At 69.5% G+C, this 17,802-nt stretch carries 13 protein-coding genes; all 13 read left to right on the plus strand.

Going from position 1 to position 17,802, the window contains the following annotated elements; all coding sequences use genetic code 11:
* The first annotated feature begins 31 nt into the window (after window positions 1-31).
* The 13 genes from mltA (at window position 32) to AC3A6B_RS08950 (ending at window position 17,801) form a co-directional block, all read left to right on the plus strand.
* Window positions 32-1,669 carry a murein transglycosylase A gene (mltA, locus tag AC3A6B_RS08890; protein WP_487836352.1) on the plus strand — a complete coding sequence of 546 codons (1,638 nt, stop codon included), beginning with the start codon at window positions 32-34 and terminating at the stop codon, window positions 1,667-1,669.
* 4 nt (window positions 1,670-1,673) lie between these two features.
* Window positions 1,674-2,438, plus strand: coding sequence for a hypothetical protein (locus tag AC3A6B_RS08895; protein WP_487836353.1), 765 nt, complete (start codon window positions 1,674-1,676; stop codon window positions 2,436-2,438).
* Between the two features lie 24 nt (window positions 2,439-2,462).
* Window positions 2,463-3,554, plus strand: a complete 1,092-nt coding sequence (locus AC3A6B_RS08900; RefSeq protein ID WP_487836354.1) for a hypothetical protein — start codon at window positions 2,463-2,465, stop codon at window positions 3,552-3,554.
* Window positions 3,555-3,556: 2 nt separating this feature from the next.
* Window positions 3,557-5,515: a caspase family protein gene (locus tag AC3A6B_RS08905; protein ID WP_487836432.1), complete on the plus strand. Its 1,959-nt coding sequence runs from the start codon at window positions 3,557-3,559 to the stop codon at window positions 5,513-5,515.
* Window positions 5,516-5,524: 9 nt separating this feature from the next.
* Window positions 5,525-6,079, plus strand: coding sequence for a hypothetical protein (locus AC3A6B_RS08910; RefSeq protein WP_487836355.1), 555 nt, complete (start codon window positions 5,525-5,527; stop codon window positions 6,077-6,079).
* 8 nt (window positions 6,080-6,087) lie between these two features.
* On the plus strand, window positions 6,088-6,891 hold the full coding sequence (locus tag AC3A6B_RS08915; RefSeq protein WP_487836356.1) for a type VI secretion system accessory protein TagJ: 804 nt from the start codon (window positions 6,088-6,090) through the stop codon (window positions 6,889-6,891).
* Complete coding sequence (tssE, locus tag AC3A6B_RS08920; protein WP_487836357.1) at window positions 6,884-7,384, plus strand: type VI secretion system baseplate subunit TssE; 501 nt, start codon at window positions 6,884-6,886, stop codon at window positions 7,382-7,384. Before AC3A6B_RS08915 ends, tssE begins: the two co-directional genes overlap by 8 nt.
* A 100-nt stretch (window positions 7,385-7,484) precedes the next feature.
* On the plus strand, window positions 7,485-9,389 hold the full coding sequence (tssF, locus tag AC3A6B_RS08925; RefSeq protein WP_487836358.1) for a type VI secretion system baseplate subunit TssF: 1,905 nt from the start codon (window positions 7,485-7,487) through the stop codon (window positions 9,387-9,389).
* Window positions 9,353-10,444 (plus strand): type VI secretion system baseplate subunit TssG, encoded by a 1,092-nt coding sequence (tssG, locus tag AC3A6B_RS08930; RefSeq protein WP_487836359.1) that lies wholly within the window; start codon window positions 9,353-9,355, stop codon window positions 10,442-10,444. Before tssF ends, tssG begins: the two co-directional genes overlap by 37 nt.
* 38 nt (window positions 10,445-10,482) lie before the next feature.
* Window positions 10,483-13,158 carry a type VI secretion system ATPase TssH gene (gene tssH / locus AC3A6B_RS08935; RefSeq protein ID WP_487836360.1) on the plus strand — a complete coding sequence of 892 codons (2,676 nt, stop codon included), beginning with the start codon at window positions 10,483-10,485 and terminating at the stop codon, window positions 13,156-13,158.
* A 41-nt stretch (window positions 13,159-13,199) separates the two neighbouring features.
* On the plus strand, window positions 13,200-14,006 hold the full coding sequence (locus AC3A6B_RS08940) for a hypothetical protein (RefSeq protein WP_487836361.1): 807 nt from the start codon (window positions 13,200-13,202) through the stop codon (window positions 14,004-14,006).
* Window positions 14,007-14,043: 37 nt separating this feature from the next.
* Window positions 14,044-15,402, plus strand: coding sequence for a tetratricopeptide repeat protein (locus tag AC3A6B_RS08945; protein ID WP_487836362.1), 1,359 nt, complete (start codon window positions 14,044-14,046; stop codon window positions 15,400-15,402).
* A gap of 23 nt (window positions 15,403-15,425) precedes the next feature.
* Window positions 15,426-17,801, plus strand: coding sequence for a type VI secretion system Vgr family protein (locus AC3A6B_RS08950; RefSeq protein ID WP_487836363.1), 2,376 nt, complete (start codon window positions 15,426-15,428; stop codon window positions 17,799-17,801).
* Window position 17,802: the final 1 nt, after the last annotated feature.

Consider the following 17,802-nt stretch of genomic DNA (forward strand, 5'->3'; position numbering starts at 1 on the left):
CCAGGCCCCGCCCCCAGACCAGGAGTTCTTCATGAACCAGCCCTCTTCGCCGATCTTCGCTTCATCCGCCCTCTGGGGTGCCGCCGCCGTCGCCATGGCTGCGCTCGCGGCCTGCGGCACGATGCCGGGGCCGGGCGCCACCGGTTCCGCAGCGACACCGGCGCCGGCCTCGGCCAGCGCCTCGGTCGTCGCGCCCGCGGCACCCGCGCCGACACCGGCCGCATCCGTGCCGGCCCCGGCCCCGCGCCCCGATGCTGCCGGCGCCAGCGTGGCCGGCCAGTCGCGCACCTTCTCGACCCAGCTCGCCACTTACACCTCGGTCGGTTTCGACGCGGTGCCGGGCTGGGGCCGCGACGATTTCGCCGAAAGCTGGCCTGCCTTCCTCGGCAGCTGCAGGGTGCTGACCGGCCGCGGCACCGAGTGGCGGCAGGTCTGCGAGCGCGCCCGCGCGGTCGACGACAAGAGCAACCCGGCCATCCGCGGCTTCTTCGAGCGCGAGTTCTCGGCCTACCAGATCCGCGACGACGACCGCCGGCCCGACGGCGTGGTCACCGGCTATTTCGAGCCCGAGATCACCGGCAGCCGGCAGTACGCGCCGCCCTTCATCTACCCGGTGTACGGACAGCCCGAGGACATGCTGTTCGCCGACGCGCGCAAGCTGCCGGCCGGCAGCGGCACGGTGGCGGCGCGCGTCGAAGGCCGCAACGTGGTGGTGCAGAGCGGGCTCAGCACGCGCGACATGGGCGCGCCCGGCCTCTATGCGCTCGACCTCTCGGCCATCACGCGCGACACGCTGGACCGTAAGGTGCGCCTGCGCATCGAGGGCAAGCGCCTCCTGCCTTACTACACGCGCGAGGAGATCGAGACCAAGGGCGCGCCCAACGCCCGCGTGCTGGCCTTCGTGAACAGCGCCACCGCGCTCTACGAGATGCAGATCCAGGGATCGGGCCGCATCCGCCTGCCCAACGGCGACGTGATCCGCGTCGCCTATGCCGAGCAGAACGGCCAGCCCTTCCGGCCGACGCTGGCGCAGTCCTCGTCGGGCAAGGCGCGCAGTCCGGTCAAGGTGCGCGGCGGCGCGATCGAGCTCGAGCTCGACGACGGCGACGACGAGGAAGACGGCAACGACACCTCGGTGATCCGCACGCGCGGCTTCACGCTTGCGCGCCCGGTCAACAGCGGCGCGGTCGTGGTGCCGGGGCGGCGCGTGGCCGGGCCGGTGATCGGCACCGGCATCAAGGACCCGAGCTACGTGTTCTTCAAGGAGTCGCCGAGCACCGGCGGCGGGCCGGTCGGCGCCTTCGGCGTGCCGCTGTCGGCCGGCCGCTCGATCGCGGTCGATCCGCGCAGCACGCCGCTGGGCTATCCGGTCTTCGTCTCCACGCGTGCGCCGGGCACCGGCACGCCGATGCAGCGCCTCACCATCGCGCAGGACACCGGCGGCGCGATCCGCGGCGCGGTGCGGGCCGACTATTTCTTCGGCAACGGCCAGCAGGCCGCGACCCAGGCCCGACGCATGAAGGAGCGCGGCCAGCTCTGGATCCTGCTGCCGCGCGGGCTCGCGGTTGCGGCGGCCGCGACCTCGACCATCCGCACGCGTGGGGCTGCGGTCGGTGCGGACTTGCCGCAATGCCTCGTCCCCGAAGAGGGCGCCTGCGTCGACGACTGAAGCCATGCAGGAGACTCTCTCATCGGAGCAAAGCGTCGAACTCGTCCGCCTCTGGCGGCGCAGGCAGACGCTGTCCCCCGACGAGATGGGCGAGATGTATCGCATGGTCGGCGACGCGCTGCGCAGCTGCAACCCGCCCGAGCTGCGCGTGCTCGGCGAAGGCCGGCAGGAGCTGGTGGCGCAGTTCATCTACGTCAAGGTGCTGCGGCTCGATGCCGATCCGGACGAAGCGGATGATGCCGCGCGCAGCGAGGCCGCGAGCCGCAGCGCGCCCTCGAGCGCCTTCGCGCTGTGCGCCTACTTCCGGCGCTACCTGATCGACTGCACGCGCGCGAGCGCGTTCCGCCGCAAGCTCTCGATCGGCGACCAGATCACCGAGAGCCAGCTCGAGGCCCACGTCGGCGCGGCCGACAACGCGCAGGACGAGCTGGCCGAGCACGGCCTCAGCGCGCCCTCGGTGCACGCGGCGGCACGCGCCTTCATCGCGGGGCTGCCCGAGCCCGAACGCATCCTCTTGTGCGAAGGCTTCGGCCGCGAGGCGGCGGGCGGCCTGTCGGGCGTGGCCTCGCGCCATGCCATCGCCTCCTACCACTACCGCGCCGGCCGGCTCGGCCTGGTGCACAAGCGCGAAGGCCTGCCGGCCGACTATGCGCGCACCACCCTGGGCCAGTGGATCTCGCAGACCCTGGGCATCGCGATCGAGGCCGGCAACATGGGCACGATCCTGCAGGTTTTCAAAATCCTGGGCGCTGAAGCGTCTTACGCCTGAAGACGTAGGACTTTCAGGAACACCATGCCCATCGACCTCTGGCCCCCGCTCAGCCTTATCCGCGGCACCCTCGGGCGCGGTGGCGATCTTGCCGCTGCGGGCGAGGGCGCTGCCACGCTGGCCGAGCCGGCCGCGATCCCGGCGCGCCAGTCCGACCAGACCCTGCTGCTGCCCATGACCGAGCTCGCCCGCCGCCGCGAGGCCGTGGCGCAGCGCGCCTTTCCGGCCCGCTGGGCGCCGGGCCGCCTGGTGAGCGTGCTGCACGAAGGCCGGCTGCTCGGCGTGATGCTCGACAAGTGCCTGCACGACACGCTGTGGCGCGGCTGGATGGCCGCCGGCGAGGCCGACTGGGCCAGCGCCTACGACGTGCTGCTCGAGCCCGGCGACGAACCCTTCGAGCCCATGTTCGGGCTGATCCAGACCTGGAACGTGCTCACGCTCGAACAGACGCCGCAGCTCTGCGCCCGCGTGCTCGGCGAGGTCTCGGCCACGCGGCTGGCCGCGATCCGCGCGGTGCACGACGAATGGGCCGTGCAGCAGCCGCTGGCGATCGAGCCCGAGCCCGGCCGCATCGCGCTGCGCACGGCCGGCGGCGTGTTCTCCGTGCTCTCTGGCACGCCGCTGGGCGTGGGCGATCCGCGCGCCGATTACCAGAGCCTCTACCTCGAAGCCGCGGCGCGTCTCGCCACGCCGCTGCAGGTCACGCCGAAGCCGAGCAGCCTGTCGGTCGCGGCGCCGGCTGCGCAGGGCTGGTGGCCGCGCGTGAAGGCTTGGTTCGGCGCCGACCGCGTGGTGCGGCCCGCGCTGGCGCTGCTGGCGCTGGTGCTCGTGGTGCAGAACGCGACCCTGCTGCGGCCCGGCGCCGAAGACGACTCAGTCCGGTTCCGTTCGGTGCAGGGCCCGGTCACTTCCGCCGCGCCGGCCGAGCTGAGCCTGCGCTGGAAGGCCGGCGTCCGCATGGACGATGCGAACGCGCTGCTGCGCTCGGCCGGTGCCGAGCTGGTGGACGGACCGGATGCCGAGGGCCGCTGGCGCCTGCGTTTCCTGGCCGATGCGGCGCAGGGCCGCGCCGTGCTGGCGGGTTCGCCGCTGGTCGAATCGGTGGGGCCGCCGTGACGATGCGCCCCCTGCGCGTCGTGCTGCTGTTGGCCATGCTGGCCGCAGCCGCCTGCGCGGGTGCGGCGCAGCGCGCCTTGCTGGTAGGCGTGTCGGAACTGGTCAACCAGCCTGCGTCGCTGTGGCTGCAGGCGCCGCGCAACGACGTGGTGCTGATGCGCCAGGCCTTGCTGAAGCAGGGCTTTGCGGCCGTCGACATCGCGGTGCTGGCCGATGGCGTGAGCGGCGCCGCGCTGCCCGAGGCGCAGCGCATCCACGAGGCGCTGGCCCGGTTGCTCGAGCAGTCGCAAAGCGGCGACTTCGTGCTGCTGTATTTCTCGGGCCACGGCACGCGCTGGCGCGACGCCGGCAAGCGCTACCAGGAGCCGGACGGCCTGGCCGAGAACTTCCTCGCGCGCGATGTGCGCGGCGCGGTGGGCGGCAGCGGCGCCTTGCCGGGCGGCCTGCGCGACGTGGATATCGACGGCTGGGTCCAGGCCTTCCTGGCGCGCAACGTGTTCGTCTGGTCGGTGTTCGACACCTGCTCGGCCGCTTCGATGACGCGCGGCCGTGCGCCCGCGGGCGCCGAGGTCGTTGCGGGTCCGCCGGACGACGAAGTGCGCTTTCGCGGCATCCGCGCCGACTTGCTGGCGCAGGGCGCTGCCGGCGCCGCCATGCCCCCCGCGCCCGCGTCGCCAGCCGTGCCGCGGGCGCGCTACGTGGCCTTCTTCGCATCCGAAAGCCACCAGGTCACGCCCGAGCTGAGGCTGCCGCGCAGGAGCCGCGATGCGCAGCCCCAGGGCTTGCTCACCTGGGCCGTGGCCGAGGCGCTGCAGCGCCGGCCCGCAACCTGGCGCGAACTCTTCGACGGCGTGCTCGCGCTCTACCAGCCGGTGATCGCCGAACTCGAGGCGCGCTTTCCGCAACGCGAGCTGCCCTCGCCGGTGGCCGAGGGCAATCTCGATGCGCCGCTGTTCGCCAACGGCGCGCAGCCGCTCGCCACGCGGCCGGCGTGGCGTGCCCAGCGCAGCGGCGCAAGCCTCGCGATCCAGGCCGGCCAGCTCGACGGCTTGGTGCCGCGGCAGGAACTGCGCGTGCTCGCGACCCTGGAAGACGGCACCCGGCGTAGCGCCCCCGCCGCGCTCGCGCAGCTCGAACTCGGCAGCGCGCAGCTGCTGGTGCCGGCCGCGCTGCGCGATGTACCGGGCAGCGCGCTGTGGAGCGTGACGCCGCTGGCCGAGCCGGCCGCCTTCGCGCTGCGCGTGCGCGCCGACAGGCCCCTGCCCGCGGGACTGAGCTTCGACTACCCCGCCTCCATACGCCTGGCACGCGCGGGCGAGGACGCGAGCGAAGCCGATCTGCGCTGGACCGATCTCGGCGCTGCCGGCCATCGGCTGGAGCTGCTCTCGCCTGCGCTCGGCGCGGGCACGAGCGGCGTCGCGGCCGACCCTGCGGCCTTGCGCGATCGGCTGCAGGGCCTGGCGCGTCTCAAGTGGCTCGGCGAACTGAACCGGCTGGCCGGCGGCGCGCGCCTCGACGGCTTCGAGGCCGCGCTGGAAACCTGGCGCGCCGACCGCATGCTGCGCAGCGAGCCCCTCGCGCGCGGCGCCACGCCGAACCCGCTGCTCGCGGGCGAGCGCCTCGTGCTCCACGTTCGCAACACCGGCGGGAGCTCGCTCGACATGGTGATCGTCGGCATCGACGCGGAAGGCGCCCTGCGGCCGGTGTACCCCGACGCTGCGGGCGCGAGCAACCGTTTCGAACGCGGCACGCGCGAGCTGCCGGCGGCCAAGCACTTCGAGCTGCCGTGGCTGGCGGGCGCGGGTGCGCGCCTCTTCGTGCTGGCGACGCCGGCCGTGCCGCACAGCGCGCCGCGCCTGTTCGGCGCGGGCGTCGATCCGGCGCTGGCCGATCTGCGCGTGCGTGGACTGTTCAATGCACTGAAGGAGCGGCAGCTCTTTGCCGCGGTGGTTTTTTTCTAGGAGATCGACATGGGCTGGACTTCTGATGGCTCGGTGGACCCGGACGAGGGCCTGCGCCTGCTCGACCTGGTCTCCGAAGAGGCGGGCGACGACTACTGGATGCTGCTCGAATCCAAGGGCAAGGCGATCGAAGGCGATTCGGCGCGCCCTTTCGCGGACGGAAAGCCGCGCCTGGAGGTCGGGGGCTTCCGCTACCAGTTGGACGTGTTCTCGCCGCCGGGTTCCACCAAGGGGCAGCTGCGCGCCGCCGCGGTCTTCGTCGTTCGCGATTGCGATGCCGCGAGCGCTTCGATCGCGAGCCTGCTGCGCGACCAGGTGAGCGACCTGAAGGTGGTGATCTCGGTCTACAAGGCCGGCGGCGATACCTCCAAAGACCTCCAGCCGCACCTGGAGCTGGAGCTGACCCAGGCGCGCCTGCTGAACCACACGATGCTCACCGCCGCCAGGTCGGCGCGGCCGCGCGAAATCATCCAGATCGAATACCAGGGGCTCGAGATCCGCTCCGCGCCGCAGAGCGAGACGGGCCTGCGCGGCGCCGTCAGAACTTGCACCATCAAGAAGTGAGGCCGGACATGACCAACTCTGCCGAATATCTCCAATCCGCCGACCCCGCGGCGGCGCTCAAGGCCCTGACCGACGAGGTGCGCGCCAAGCCCGCCGACAGCAAGCTGCGCGTCTTCCTGGCCCAGCTGCTGTGCGTGCTCGGCCAGTGGGAGCGCGCGCTCAACCAGCTCAACGTCGCGGCCGAGCTCGATGCGATGGCCATTCCGATGAAGCAGGTCTACGGCGAGGCCGTGCGCTGCGAGGGCCTGCGCGCCGACGTGTTCGCCGGCACGCGCACACCGATGGTCTTCGGCCAGCCCGACGAGTGGCTGGCGCTCCTGATCGAATCGCTGCTGCGCCAGGGCGCGGGCGACGCGACGATGGCCGAAGACCTGCGCCAGCGCGCCTTCGATGCCGCGCCTGCCACCGCGGGCACGCTCGACGGCCAGCCCTTCGAATGGCTCGCCGACGCCGACATGCGCCTGGGCCCGGTGCTCGAAGCCTTCGTGAACGGCCGCTACTACTGGATCCCCTATGCGCGGCTGGCGCACGTCAAGCTCGATCCGCCCGAAGACCTGCGCGACTGCGTGTGGCTGCCGGCGCACCTGCAGTTCGAGAACGGCGGCGAGACGCTGGCGCTGGTGCCCGTGCGCTACGAAGGCACCGAGAAGAGCGGCGACGGCGCACTGCAGCTCGCGCGCAAGACCGAGTGGCGCGAGCTGCAGCCCGAGGTCTGGGCCGGGCTCGGCCAGCGCATGCTGAGCGGCAGCGATGGCGCCGAGCATGCGCTGATGGACGTGCGCGAGATCCTGTTCTCGACCGGCGATGCCTGAGCTCACCGCGCAGGAACGCCTGCAGCCCTCGCTGCTCGATCGCCTGGTCGACCATGCGCCCGGCGAGCAGCGCGAGAGCGACGACAAGCGCACGCTGACCCGGCAGGCGCTGCGCCAGGCCGTGCTGCGCGACCTGAGCTGGCTCTTCAATGCCACGGGCCACGGCCTCGCCTTCGACGACAAGCGTTTTCCGAATGCTGCGCGCTCGGTGCTCAACTACGGATTGCCTATGCTGTCCGGCCAGTTCACGTCCTCCGTTCAGCGTGTCAGCATGGAACAGGCTCTGAAGAACGCCATCCTGCAGTTCGAGCCCCGCATCCTGCCTCGCACACTCGAAGTTGAACTCGTCATGGAAGGCTCGGCACTTGATTCCCACAACCGCATCGGCCTTCGGATCCGCGGCATGCTCTGGGCCCAGCCTGTGCCGCTGGAGTTCTTGATGCGCAGCCGGATCGACCTCGAAGAAGGTCGTATCGAGATCGAGGAGACATGAGCCCCCCGGCTTTTCACGAGCTCCGCTCGTGTAACTCCACCCCCCGTGGGGGAGGCCCGGCCGCCTTGGGGCGGCCCGGCGGCGTCCGGATCTGACGCAAATGGACCCGCGCCTGCTGACCCTGTACGAACAGGAACTGCGCTACTTCCGCGAGAGCTCGGCGGAGTTCGCGCGCGCCTTCCCGAAGATCGCGAACCGGTTGGGCATCGAGGGCCAGGAGGTCGCCGACCCCTATGTCGAACGGCTGATCGAGGCCACCGCCTTCCTGTCGGCGCGCGTCGCCTTGAAGCTCGATGCCGAGTACCCGCGCTTCACCGGGCATCTGCTCGACATCGTCTATCCGCATTTCATGGCGCCCACGCCATCGATGGCCGTGGTGTCGATGGCGGTCGACCCCGACGATGCCAATCTCGCGACCGGGCCCACGCTGCCGCGCGGCAGCGGGCTGCGCGCGCGCCAGGCCGTCGGGCAGAACACGCACTGCGAGTTCCGCACCGCGCGGGCCTTGCGCCTCTGGCCAATCGAAGTGCTGCGGGCACAGTACTTCAGCTACGCGCCCGACCTGCCGCTCGCCCAGCATGCGCAGTCGCGCGAGATCCGCGGCGGCCTGCGCATCGCGCTGCGCGCCACCGCCGGCCTCAAGTTCGACCAGATCCCGCTCGACGAACTGCTGATCCACTTCGGCGGCGCCGAAGACGTCGCCTGGCAGCTGCACGAGTGCATGCTCGGCAAACCCATCGGCGTGATGGTGCAGCCGCTGGCCGCCGGCGGCGCGGCCACGGGCGCGGCCGGCAGCGCGGTGCGCCACCTGCCCGCGAGCGCGGTGCAGCCCGCGGGCTTCGAGGACGACGAGGCGCTCCTGCCCGTCACCGCGACCGGCTTCTCCGGCCATCGGCTGGTGCAGGAGTACTTCGCCTTTCCGCAGCGCTTCCAGTTCGCGCGCATCACCGGCTTGCAGCGCGTGCTCGCGTCGATGGCGGTGACCGAGGTGGAGATCGTGGTGCTGTTCTCGCGCGGCGATGCGGCGCTCGAGAAACTGGTGAGCGCCGACAACGTGCAGCTGCATTGCGTGCCGGTCGTCAACCTCTTCGGCAAGCGGCTCGACCGCGTGGCCGTGACCGAGGGCGTGAGCCAGTTCCACCTGGTGCCCGACCGCACGCGCCCGCAGGACTTCGAGGTGCACACTGTGACCGAGGTGGTCGGCCACGGCAACCCCGGCACCACCGGCGCGGCGCTGGAGCAGCCCTTCCTGCCCTTCTACGCGGCCTTCCACGGCAGCCGCCACAGCCATCCGGCCTACTTCACCACCACGCGCGAGCCGCGCATGCTCTCGGTCAAGCAGCGCACCGAGGGGCATCGCAGCAGCCACATCGGCTCCGAGCTCTACATGCAGATCGTCGATCCGCAGCAGGCGCCTTATTCCGGCGCGCTGAGGCAACTGGCCGTGACTGCGCTGGTGACCAACCGCGACCTGCCGCTCCTGATGCCGCTGGGCCGAGAGAGCGACTTCGACTGCATCGATTCGTCTCCGGTGCAGCGCATACGCATGGTGCGCGGCCCCTCGCGGCCGGTCTCGCCGGTGGTGGGCCAGGGCTTGGGCTGGCGCGTGGTCGACCACCTGGCGCTCAACTACCTGTCGCTCGCCGAAAGCTCGCGCGAGGAGGGCGCCGCGGCGCTGCGCGAGATGCTGATGCTCTATGCGACGCATGCCGACGAGGTGCGCCAGAGCCAGGTGCGCGGGCTGCTGTCGGTGCGCGCCAGGCCGGTGGCGCGCCGGCTGCCGCTGGCCGGGCCGATCGCCTTCGGCCGCGGGCTCGAAGTCACGCTCGAGGTCGACCGCAATGCCTTCCACGGCCACAGCGCCTTCCTGTTCGGCGCCGTCATGGCGCGCTACCTGGCGCGCCACGTGGAGGTCAACCACTTCGTCGAGACCGTGCTCACCGCCTCGGGCAAGGGCGAGATCATGCGATGGAGGCCGCTGTGCGGGGCACGCCCGATCCTGTAGCGGTGCCGGCGGCGCGGCCCGAGAGCGTGGCCGAGCGCCTGCACGCGTGCGCGGACCAGCCCTGGGCCTACGACTACTTCGCGCTCATGCGGCGGCTCGAGGCGCTGGCCGCGCCGTCGCCGCGCTGGGGCCGCGCGCTGCTGCCCGGCGCCGAGCCGGTGCGCGTGGGGCAGGAGCCATCGCTGTCCTTCGCGCCGGCGAGCTTCAGCAGCTTCGAGCCGGCCGGCGCGCACTCGCCGCCGCGGCTGCGCCAGCATTTCTTCGGCTACCTCGGGCCCAACGGCCCGCTGCCGGTGCACCTGAGCGACTTCATCCGCGAGCGCACGATCAACCATGGCGATCCGACCTGGCTCGCCTTCCTCGACAGCTTCGCGCACCGCTTCAGCCTGTTCTTCTACCGCGCCTGGGCGCAGGCCAGGCCGGCGGTCGGACTGGACCGGCCGAAGGACGACGCTTTCCGCCGCCAGGTGGGTGCGCTGGTCGGCATCGGCACCGCCGCGCGACAGGAGCGCGACGAGATCCACGACGACGCGCGGTTGCACTTCTCGGGCTGGCTCGCGCGCCGCGTGCACAACGCCGAGGGCGTGGAGGCGGTGCTGCAAAGCTACTTCGGCGTGCCGGTGCGGCTCGAGCGCTGGGTCGGGCACTGGATGACGCTGCCGCCCGAAGAGCTCACCCGCCTGGGCCGCGGCGAGGCTTCGCGTTCGCTGGGCATGGGCGCGATGCTCGGCCGGCGCGCCTGGGATCGCCAGCACCGCGTGCGGCTGCATCTCGGGCCACTCGGCTTCGAGCGCTATCGCATGTTCCTGCCGAACAGTTCGGCACGGCCCGCGCTGCAGCGCTGGATGCAGCAGCTCTTGGGCGACGAGCTGTACTGGGATGCCGAGCTGATTCTTGAAAAGCAGCAGGTGCCGCCCACGCGCCTCGGCGAGCGGAAGGGCAACGCGCCGCGCCTGGGCTGGGCTTCGTGGCTCGGCGAGTGCAAGCGCAAGCGCGATGCGCCCGATGTCCGCATCGACGGCGATGCCGTTCTTTCGCATGCCGCTCTTCAATAAACACGAGGGTTGTTCGTCATGCACACACGGAGAAGCTCATGAGTGAAATCAGCCGCACTGCCTTGTTCGGCAAGCTCAATTCGCTGGCCTACAAGGCGATCGAGGGCGCCACGGTGTTCTGCAAGATGCGCGGGAACCCGTACGTGGAACTGGAGCACTGGTTCGCCCAGCTGCTGCAGGCGCAGGACTCCGACCTGCACCGCGTGATCCAGCACTACCAGCTGGACATTTCCGTCATCGCCAAGGACATGACGGCCGCGCTCGACCGCCTGCCGCGCGGCGCCACCGCGATCAGCGATTTCTCGCCGCACATCGAGAACGCGATCGAGCGCGCCTGGACCTACGCCACGCTCCAGTTCGGCGAGGCGCAGGTCCGCACCGGCTACCTGCTGGTCGGCATGCTGAAGACGCCGAGCCTGCGCAATCCGCTGCTCGGTCTGTCGAAGCAGTTCGACAAGGTCAAGGTCGAGGACCTGGCCGACAACTTCGCCAGGATCTGCGATGCCTCGCCCGAATCGAAGATGCGCGCGCAGGACGGCACCGGCATGGGAAGCGGCGCCCCCGGCGAAGAGAGCGGCGCGATGGCGCCGGCCGCCATGGGCAAGGGCGATGCGCTGAAGAAGTTTGCTGTCGACCTCACGGAGAAGGCGAAGAAGGGAGAGATGGATCCGGTGACCGGGCGGGACGAGGAAATCCGCCAGATCGTCGACATCCTGATGCGGCGCCGCCAGAACAACCCGCTGCTGACGGGTGAGGCGGGCGTCGGCAAGACGGCGGTGGTGGAAGGCTTCGCGCAGCGCCTGGCGCGCGGCGACGTGCCGCCGCAGCTCAAGGACGTGAAGCTGCTTACGCTCGACATCGGCCTCTTGCAGGCCGGCGCCAGCATGAAAGGCGAGTTCGAGCAACGCCTGCGGCAGGTGATCGACGAGGTGCAGGCCTCGCCAACGCCGATCATCCTGTTCATCGACGAGATCCACACGCTGGTGGGCGCGGGCGGCGCGGCCGGCACCGGCGACGCGGCCAACCTGCTGAAGCCCGCCTTGGCGCGCGGCAACCTGCGCACCATCGGCGCCACCACCTGGGCCGAGTACAAGAAGTACATCGAGAAGGACCCGGCGCTGACGCGGCGCTTCCAGGTGGTGCAGGTGCCCGAGCCCGACGAGACCAAGGCGATCCTGATGCTGCGCGGCGTGGCCAGCGTGCTCGAAAAGCACCACCGCGTGCAGCTGCTCGACGAGGCCATCGAGGCGGCAGTGAAGCTGTCGCACCGCTACATCCCCGCGCGGCAGCTGCCCGACAAGGCCGTGAGCCTGCTCGACACCGCTTGCGCGCGCGTCGCGGTGTCGCAGCACGCCATGCCGCCCGAGGTGGAAGACTGCCAGCGCCGCATCGAGGCGCTCACGGTCGAGAGCGAGATCATCGGACGCGAGGAGGCGATCGGCATCGACGTGAGCAAGCGCTCCGCGCAGGTGCAGGCGCTGCTCGCCGAATCCAATACCGAGCTGGAGAAGCTGAATGCGCGCTGGAAGGAGGAGAAGGGCCTGATCGACCGGCTGCTCGAACTGCGCGGCAAGCTGCGCGCCGGCAACAAGCCGGTGGATGCGGCGACACCAGAAGATGGAGACCGCGCCGCATTGCTCGCCGAACTCCACGAACTGCAAACCAAGATCAGCAGCGTGCAGGGCGAGTCGCCGCTGATCCTGCCTTCGGTCGATGCGCAAGCCGTGTCCTCGGTGGTGGCCGACTGGACCGGCATCCCGGTCGGTCGCATGCAGCGCAACGAGATCGAGACCGTGCTCAACCTGCCGAAGCTGCTGGGCCAGCGCGTGATCGGCCAGGACCATGCGATGGAGATGATCGCCAAGCGCATCCAGACTTCGCGTGCGGGGCTGGACAACCCGAGCAAGCCGATCGGCGTGTTCATGCTGGCGGGCACCTCCGGCGTGGGCAAGACCGAGACCGCGATCGCGCTGGCCGAGGCGCTGTACGGCGGCGAGCAGAACATGATCGTCATCAACATGAGCGAGTACCAGGAGGCGCACACCGTGAGCTCGCTCAAGGGCGCGCCGCCCGGCTATGTCGGCTACGGCGAAGGCGGCGTGCTCACCGAGGCCGTGCGCCGCAGGCCCTACAGCGTGGTGCTGCTGGACGAGGTGGAGAAGGCCCATCCCGATGTGCACGAACTGTTCTTCCAGGTCTTCGACAAGGGCTTCATGGAAGACGGCGAAGGCCGCAGCATCGACTTCAAGAACACGCTGATCCTGCTCACTACCAACGCCGGCACCGACCTGATCGCCAGCATGTGCAAGGACCCGGAACTGATGCCCGAGCCCGAGGGCATGGCCAAGGCGCTGCGCGATCCGCTGTTGAAGATCTTCCCGCCCGCGCTGCTGGGCCGGCTGGTCACCATCCCGTACTACCCGCTGTCCGACGAGATGCTGGGCAAGATCGTCGAGCTGCAGCTGAAGCGCATCAAGAAGCGGGTCGAGGCGCGCTATCAGATCCCCTTCGACTACTCGGACGAGGTCGTCAAGCTAGTGGTCAGCCGCTGCACCGAGAGCGAATCGGGCGGCCGGATGATCGACGCGATCCTCACCAACACCATGCTGCCCGACGTCAGCCGCGAGTTCCTGAACCGGATGATGGAAGGCAAGGCGATCGAGAGGGTGCAAGTGGGCGTGCGGGAAGGCAATTTTGGCTACACCTTCGACTGACGCCGACAAGAGCCCGGCACCTCTCACGATTGGAGCAACTCATGCCGACCAAGGCCCAACCCAAGCACCTGGACACGCGGGAGATCATCGCCCCGAACCTGGTTCTCAAGTACCACTCGGCCCGGCCGCCGGACGATGCGACCAGGCGCTTCCTGCGCAAGTCGGTCGGCATGGCGGGCCGGGTCATGCGCTCGACCGTCTGGGAGGTCGACAAGATCGTGCTCTTCCATCGCGACGAGTCGCAGGTGATGAGCGCGATCCTCGACAAGCACTTCTGCCTGAATCGCGACGCCGGCTACGCCAGCACGCGCGCGAACAACAAGCTGGTCAACAGCAAGAACCGCAGAAGATTTCTCGGCAAGGTCCGCAAGGTGATGCTGTCGGTGTCTTTTCATCTCAGCACCGGGGTCTATCTGCTGGATGTGGATGCCGGGCATCGCACGATCGTCGGCGATTTCGACATCGATGCATTGGACGCCGGCTGGAAGCAGGCGGCGCCTGTGGGCAGCGCGAAAACGCACGTGGTCTCCACGAACATCGAAGGCTATGTCCAGAAGCGGGATGGCGTGCTGAAGACGCTGGGAGGATCGTCCTCCGGACCCATTCACGTGGCCTTCGACTTGGCCAAGAGCTATTCGCCGGAAGAGATGGCGCGAATCATCATCCACGAGGCCACGCACACCTTCTGCTACACGCTCGACGTCAAGTACTGCCACGACGCGAACTACGACTTTCAGACCCCGGACCATATGCTGACCAATGCCGACAGCTTCGCCTATGCGGCGATGTCGATCGCAGCCGATCAGGCCCTGGACTATCAGGGCTTGAAGAACCTCTCGCTGCCCTGACGCATTCCTGGGAGAACAGAAGCACACCGTGAGCCGCATGACGATCCCCGCAGGCTACGAGCCCGCCACCCATCTGCGCCTCGATGAGGCGCTGGCGCTCGCGATCGCGATGCACCGGGCCAATCGCCTCGACGATGCAGATGAGCTCTACGCACGCATCCTGGAGGCGGCTCCGGACAGCGCCGATGCGGTGCACTTCAGGGGCGTGCTGCGGCACCAGCGCGGTGGCAGCGAAGAGGCGCTCGAACTGATCCGCCGCTCGATCGCGCTGAATGCCGCGGTGCCCGACTGGCACAACAACCTCGGCAATGTGCTGCTTGAAACCGGCCAGGTCGACGCTGCCGCCGATGCCTACGAAGAGGCCGTGCGCCTGGCGCCTGCGCGCGCCGACATCCACAACAACCTCGGCGTGCTGCGGCGCGAGCAGGGCCGCAGCGAAGAAGCGGAGAGCGCCTACCGGCGCGCCATCGAGCTGAATCCGAAGAACGTCGAGGCCCACACCAATCTCGGCCGCCTGCTCAACAGCGTGGGACGCGAAGAGGAATCGATGCGCTGCTTCTGCGAGGCCTTGCTGCTGAAGCCCGGCCATGCGCCGGCGCGCGAAGCGCTCGGGCTGGCCTACTACACGCTCGGGCGTTTCGAGGAGGCGGCGCAGGTGTACCGCGACTGGCTGAAGGACGAACCCGGCAACCCGGCGGCGCGCCATCATCTCGCGGCCTGCTCGGGCGAAGGCGTGCCGGCGCGCGCTGCCGACGACTACGTGGAGAAGGTGTTCGACGGCTTTGCCGACAGCTTCGACGCCAAGCTGGCGCACCTGCACTACCGCGCGCCGGAGCTGATCGCGCAGACCGTGGCCGGACTGCTGGGCGAGCCGCAGGGCGAGCTCGCCGTGCTCGACGCCGGCTGCGGCACCGGGCTGTGCGGCCCGCTGCTCGCGCCCTACGCTCGACGCCTGGAAGGCGTCGATCTCTCGGAGCGGATGCTGGCCAGGGCCCGGCTGCGGCAGGTCTACGACGCGCTGGCCAAGGCCGAACTCACGGCCTTCATCGAAAGCGCGGCGCCGGCCTCCTACGACCTCGTCATCTCTGCCGACACGCTGTGCTACTTCGGCGACCTGCGCGCGGTGGCGAAGGCCACGGCCCGGGCGCTGCGGCCGGGCGGATGGCTGGTGTTCACCGTCGAGGCGCTCGATGCGCCCGCAGAGGGCGGCTTCCGTCTGAACCACCACGGCCGCTACAGCCATCGCGAAGGCTACCTGCGCGAAGTGCTCGCGGATGCGGGACTGGCCGTCGGCGCGGTGGCGGCCGCGCACCTGCGCATCGAAGGCGGCAAGCCGGTCGACGGCTGGATCGTGTCGGCGCAAGCCTGCGAAGCGGCGGCCTCCCGTTCGTCCTAGAAAAGCACCCGGAAAGAAAAAACATGGCCGATACGCAATTCATCATCAAGAGCGATTCGCCCGTCAACGACGACCTGATGTTCTGGAGCGTGGTGGGCCAGGAAAGCCTGTCGCGTCCGGCGATCTACGAGTTGACCGTGCTGTCGGCGAACGAGAAGATCGACGCCAAGGACATTCTCGGCCGTGCCTTCGACGTGGTGTTCGAGTTCCTCGATGCCGACGGCGCCAAGCACGAGCGCCATTGCCAGGGGCATGCGGTGCGCTTCATGCGCAAGGGAAGCGTGGGGCGCTACTTCGAATACCGCTTCACGCTGCGCTCGTGGTTCTGGCTGCTTACCAAGCGCAGCAACTCGCGCATCCTGCAGGACAAGCCGGTACTGGACCTGCTCGACGCCGTGTTCGAGGACAGCCCGATCAAGCGCTTCAAGAAGATCAAGACCGACAAGGTCATCGGCACGCACGATGCGCGGCGGTACAGCGTGCAGCACCAGGAGAGCGACTACCAGTACCTCTCGCGGCTGCTCGAGGACGAGGGCGTCTACTACTGGTTCGACGCGCACGACGCGCCCGGCACCATGCATCTTGCCGACGCGAGCGACGTGGCGCACAAGAAGCTGCCGGTCGTCGACACGCTGAACTACGTGGCTCCGGGTGCCAGCGAGGCGCGCTTCAACGAGATCAGCCTGTGGGTGGATTCGAGGCGTCTCGACACCGGAAACTTCGCCTCGCGCGACAGCGACTTCAAGGCCATCCGCAAGAAGCTCAGCGCCGACAAGGGCGACCCCGACGTCCACGAGCTGGCCGATTTCGAAAGCTTCGAATTTCCCGGCGGCTACTTTCGCGAAGCCGATACCGAAGACGCCTCCAAGGTGCGCACCGAGGAACTGGTGGCGCGCCGCCGCCTGAACTGGGCGATCACGCGCTGGCCCGACGTGGCCGCCGGCATGAACTTCAGCTTCAAGGGCCACCCGGCGGGCGGGGCCGACGGCGACTACCTGATCGCGAGCTGCGCCTTCGTCGTGACGCATCCGGGCTACGAGGGCATGAGCGAGAACGACAGCCGGGTCGACCGGCAGGGCCAGGTGCTGCTCGAGCTGCTGCGCGAGGACCCGATCAACGCCCACTGGATCGAGGCGCTGCAGGACATCGCGCGCGGCGCGCCGGAGCTGCATCAACCGGTGCGCGGCAACGGCGTCTTCCTGCTCACCGTGCTGCCGGCCGAAACCCTGTTCCGCCCGCCGCGGCTGACGCCGCGCGTGACCATGCCCGGCCCGCAGAGCGCGATCGTGGTCGGCCCCCAGGGCGAGGAGATCCACGCCGACGACTTCGGCCGCGTGAAGGTGCATTTCCACTGGGACCGCTACGACGAGAGCAACGAGAAGTCCACCTGCTGGGTGCGCGTGTCGCAGCCTTGGGCCGGCAAGGGCTGGGGCGGCTACTTCATTCCGCGCATCGGGCAGGAGGTGATCGTCGACTTCCTGAACGGCGACCCGGACCGGCCGATCATCGTCGGGCGCGTGTACAACGACGACCAGCCCAAGCCCTTCGACTCGCACACGCAGAGCGGCTTCCGCACGCGCTCCACGCCCAAGGGCAGCGCGGCCAATTGCAACGAGCTGCGCTTCGAGGACAAGAAAGGCTCGGAGCAGGTCTTCCTGCATGCCGAGAAGAACCAGGACATCGAGGTCGAGAACGACGAGACGCATTGGGTGGGCCACGACCGCAGGAAGACGGTGGACAACGACGAGACCAACGAGATCAAGAACAACCGCACCGAGAAGGTCGGCGTCGACGAGAAGATCGACATCGGCGCCAACCGCACCGAGACCGTGGGCGCCAACGAGGACATCACCGTCGGTTCGAACCGTACCGAATCCGTCGGCGCCAGCGAGACCGTGACGATCGGCGCGGCGCGTGATCACACCATCGGCGCAGACGACACCAAGACGGTAGGTGCCAGCGAGTCGATCACCGTCGCCGCATCGCGCACCGACACGGTCGGTGCATCGCTGACGCAATCGATCGGCGCCGGCTACACCCAGTCGGTGGGCGGCGCCATCACCGTGTCGTCCGGCGGGCCGATGACCTTCAACGCCGCCGGCGGCTTCACGATCGTCGCACCCGGCGGCACCAAGGTGATCGACAAGTCCCTCGACCGGATCGGCGGCGTCATCCTGGAGTCGTACGCGAGCGGCCTGAACTACAACCTGCTGAACCTGGAAGGCAATGCGGTCAAGGTCGAGATGACCGGCTCCACCAACGCCTTCCTTGGCCTGAAGTTCGAGAAGCTGGGTGCCGACATCTCGACCAAGGAACTCCGCACCGAGGCGATCTCGGCCGCGAAGGTGGCGACGGTGGCCGCTTTCATGCTCCTGTCCAGCATGCAGATCCACCTGTGAC

Source organism: Variovorax sp. Soil_C_33, assembly GCF_057656935.1.

Coding starts and splice junctions, on each gene's coding strand:
- tssF (WP_487836358.1), top strand. CDS start 7,485: ATGGACCCGCGCCTGCTGACCCTGTACGAACAGGAACTGCGCTACTTC.
- AC3A6B_RS08900 (WP_487836354.1), top strand. CDS start 2,463: ATGCCCATCGACCTCTGGCCCCCGCTCAGCCTTATCCGCGGCACCCTC.
- AC3A6B_RS08905 (WP_487836432.1), top strand. CDS start 3,557: ATGCGCCCCCTGCGCGTCGTGCTGCTGTTGGCCATGCTGGCCGCAGCC.
- tssE (WP_487836357.1), top strand. CDS start 6,884: ATGCCTGAGCTCACCGCGCAGGAACGCCTGCAGCCCTCGCTGCTCGAT.
- AC3A6B_RS08945 (WP_487836362.1), top strand. CDS start 14,044: ATGACGATCCCCGCAGGCTACGAGCCCGCCACCCATCTGCGCCTCGAT.
- tssG (WP_487836359.1), top strand. CDS start 9,353: ATGGAGGCCGCTGTGCGGGGCACGCCCGATCCTGTAGCGGTGCCGGCG.
- AC3A6B_RS08910 (WP_487836355.1), top strand. CDS start 5,525: ATGGGCTGGACTTCTGATGGCTCGGTGGACCCGGACGAGGGCCTGCGC.
- tssH (WP_487836360.1), top strand. CDS start 10,483: ATGAGTGAAATCAGCCGCACTGCCTTGTTCGGCAAGCTCAATTCGCTG.
- AC3A6B_RS08895 (WP_487836353.1), top strand. CDS start 1,674: ATGCAGGAGACTCTCTCATCGGAGCAAAGCGTCGAACTCGTCCGCCTC.
- AC3A6B_RS08940 (WP_487836361.1), top strand. CDS start 13,200: ATGCCGACCAAGGCCCAACCCAAGCACCTGGACACGCGGGAGATCATC.
- AC3A6B_RS08950 (WP_487836363.1), top strand. CDS start 15,426: ATGGCCGATACGCAATTCATCATCAAGAGCGATTCGCCCGTCAACGAC.
- mltA (WP_487836352.1), top strand. CDS start 32: ATGAACCAGCCCTCTTCGCCGATCTTCGCTTCATCCGCCCTCTGGGGT.
- AC3A6B_RS08915 (WP_487836356.1), top strand. CDS start 6,088: ATGACCAACTCTGCCGAATATCTCCAATCCGCCGACCCCGCGGCGGCG.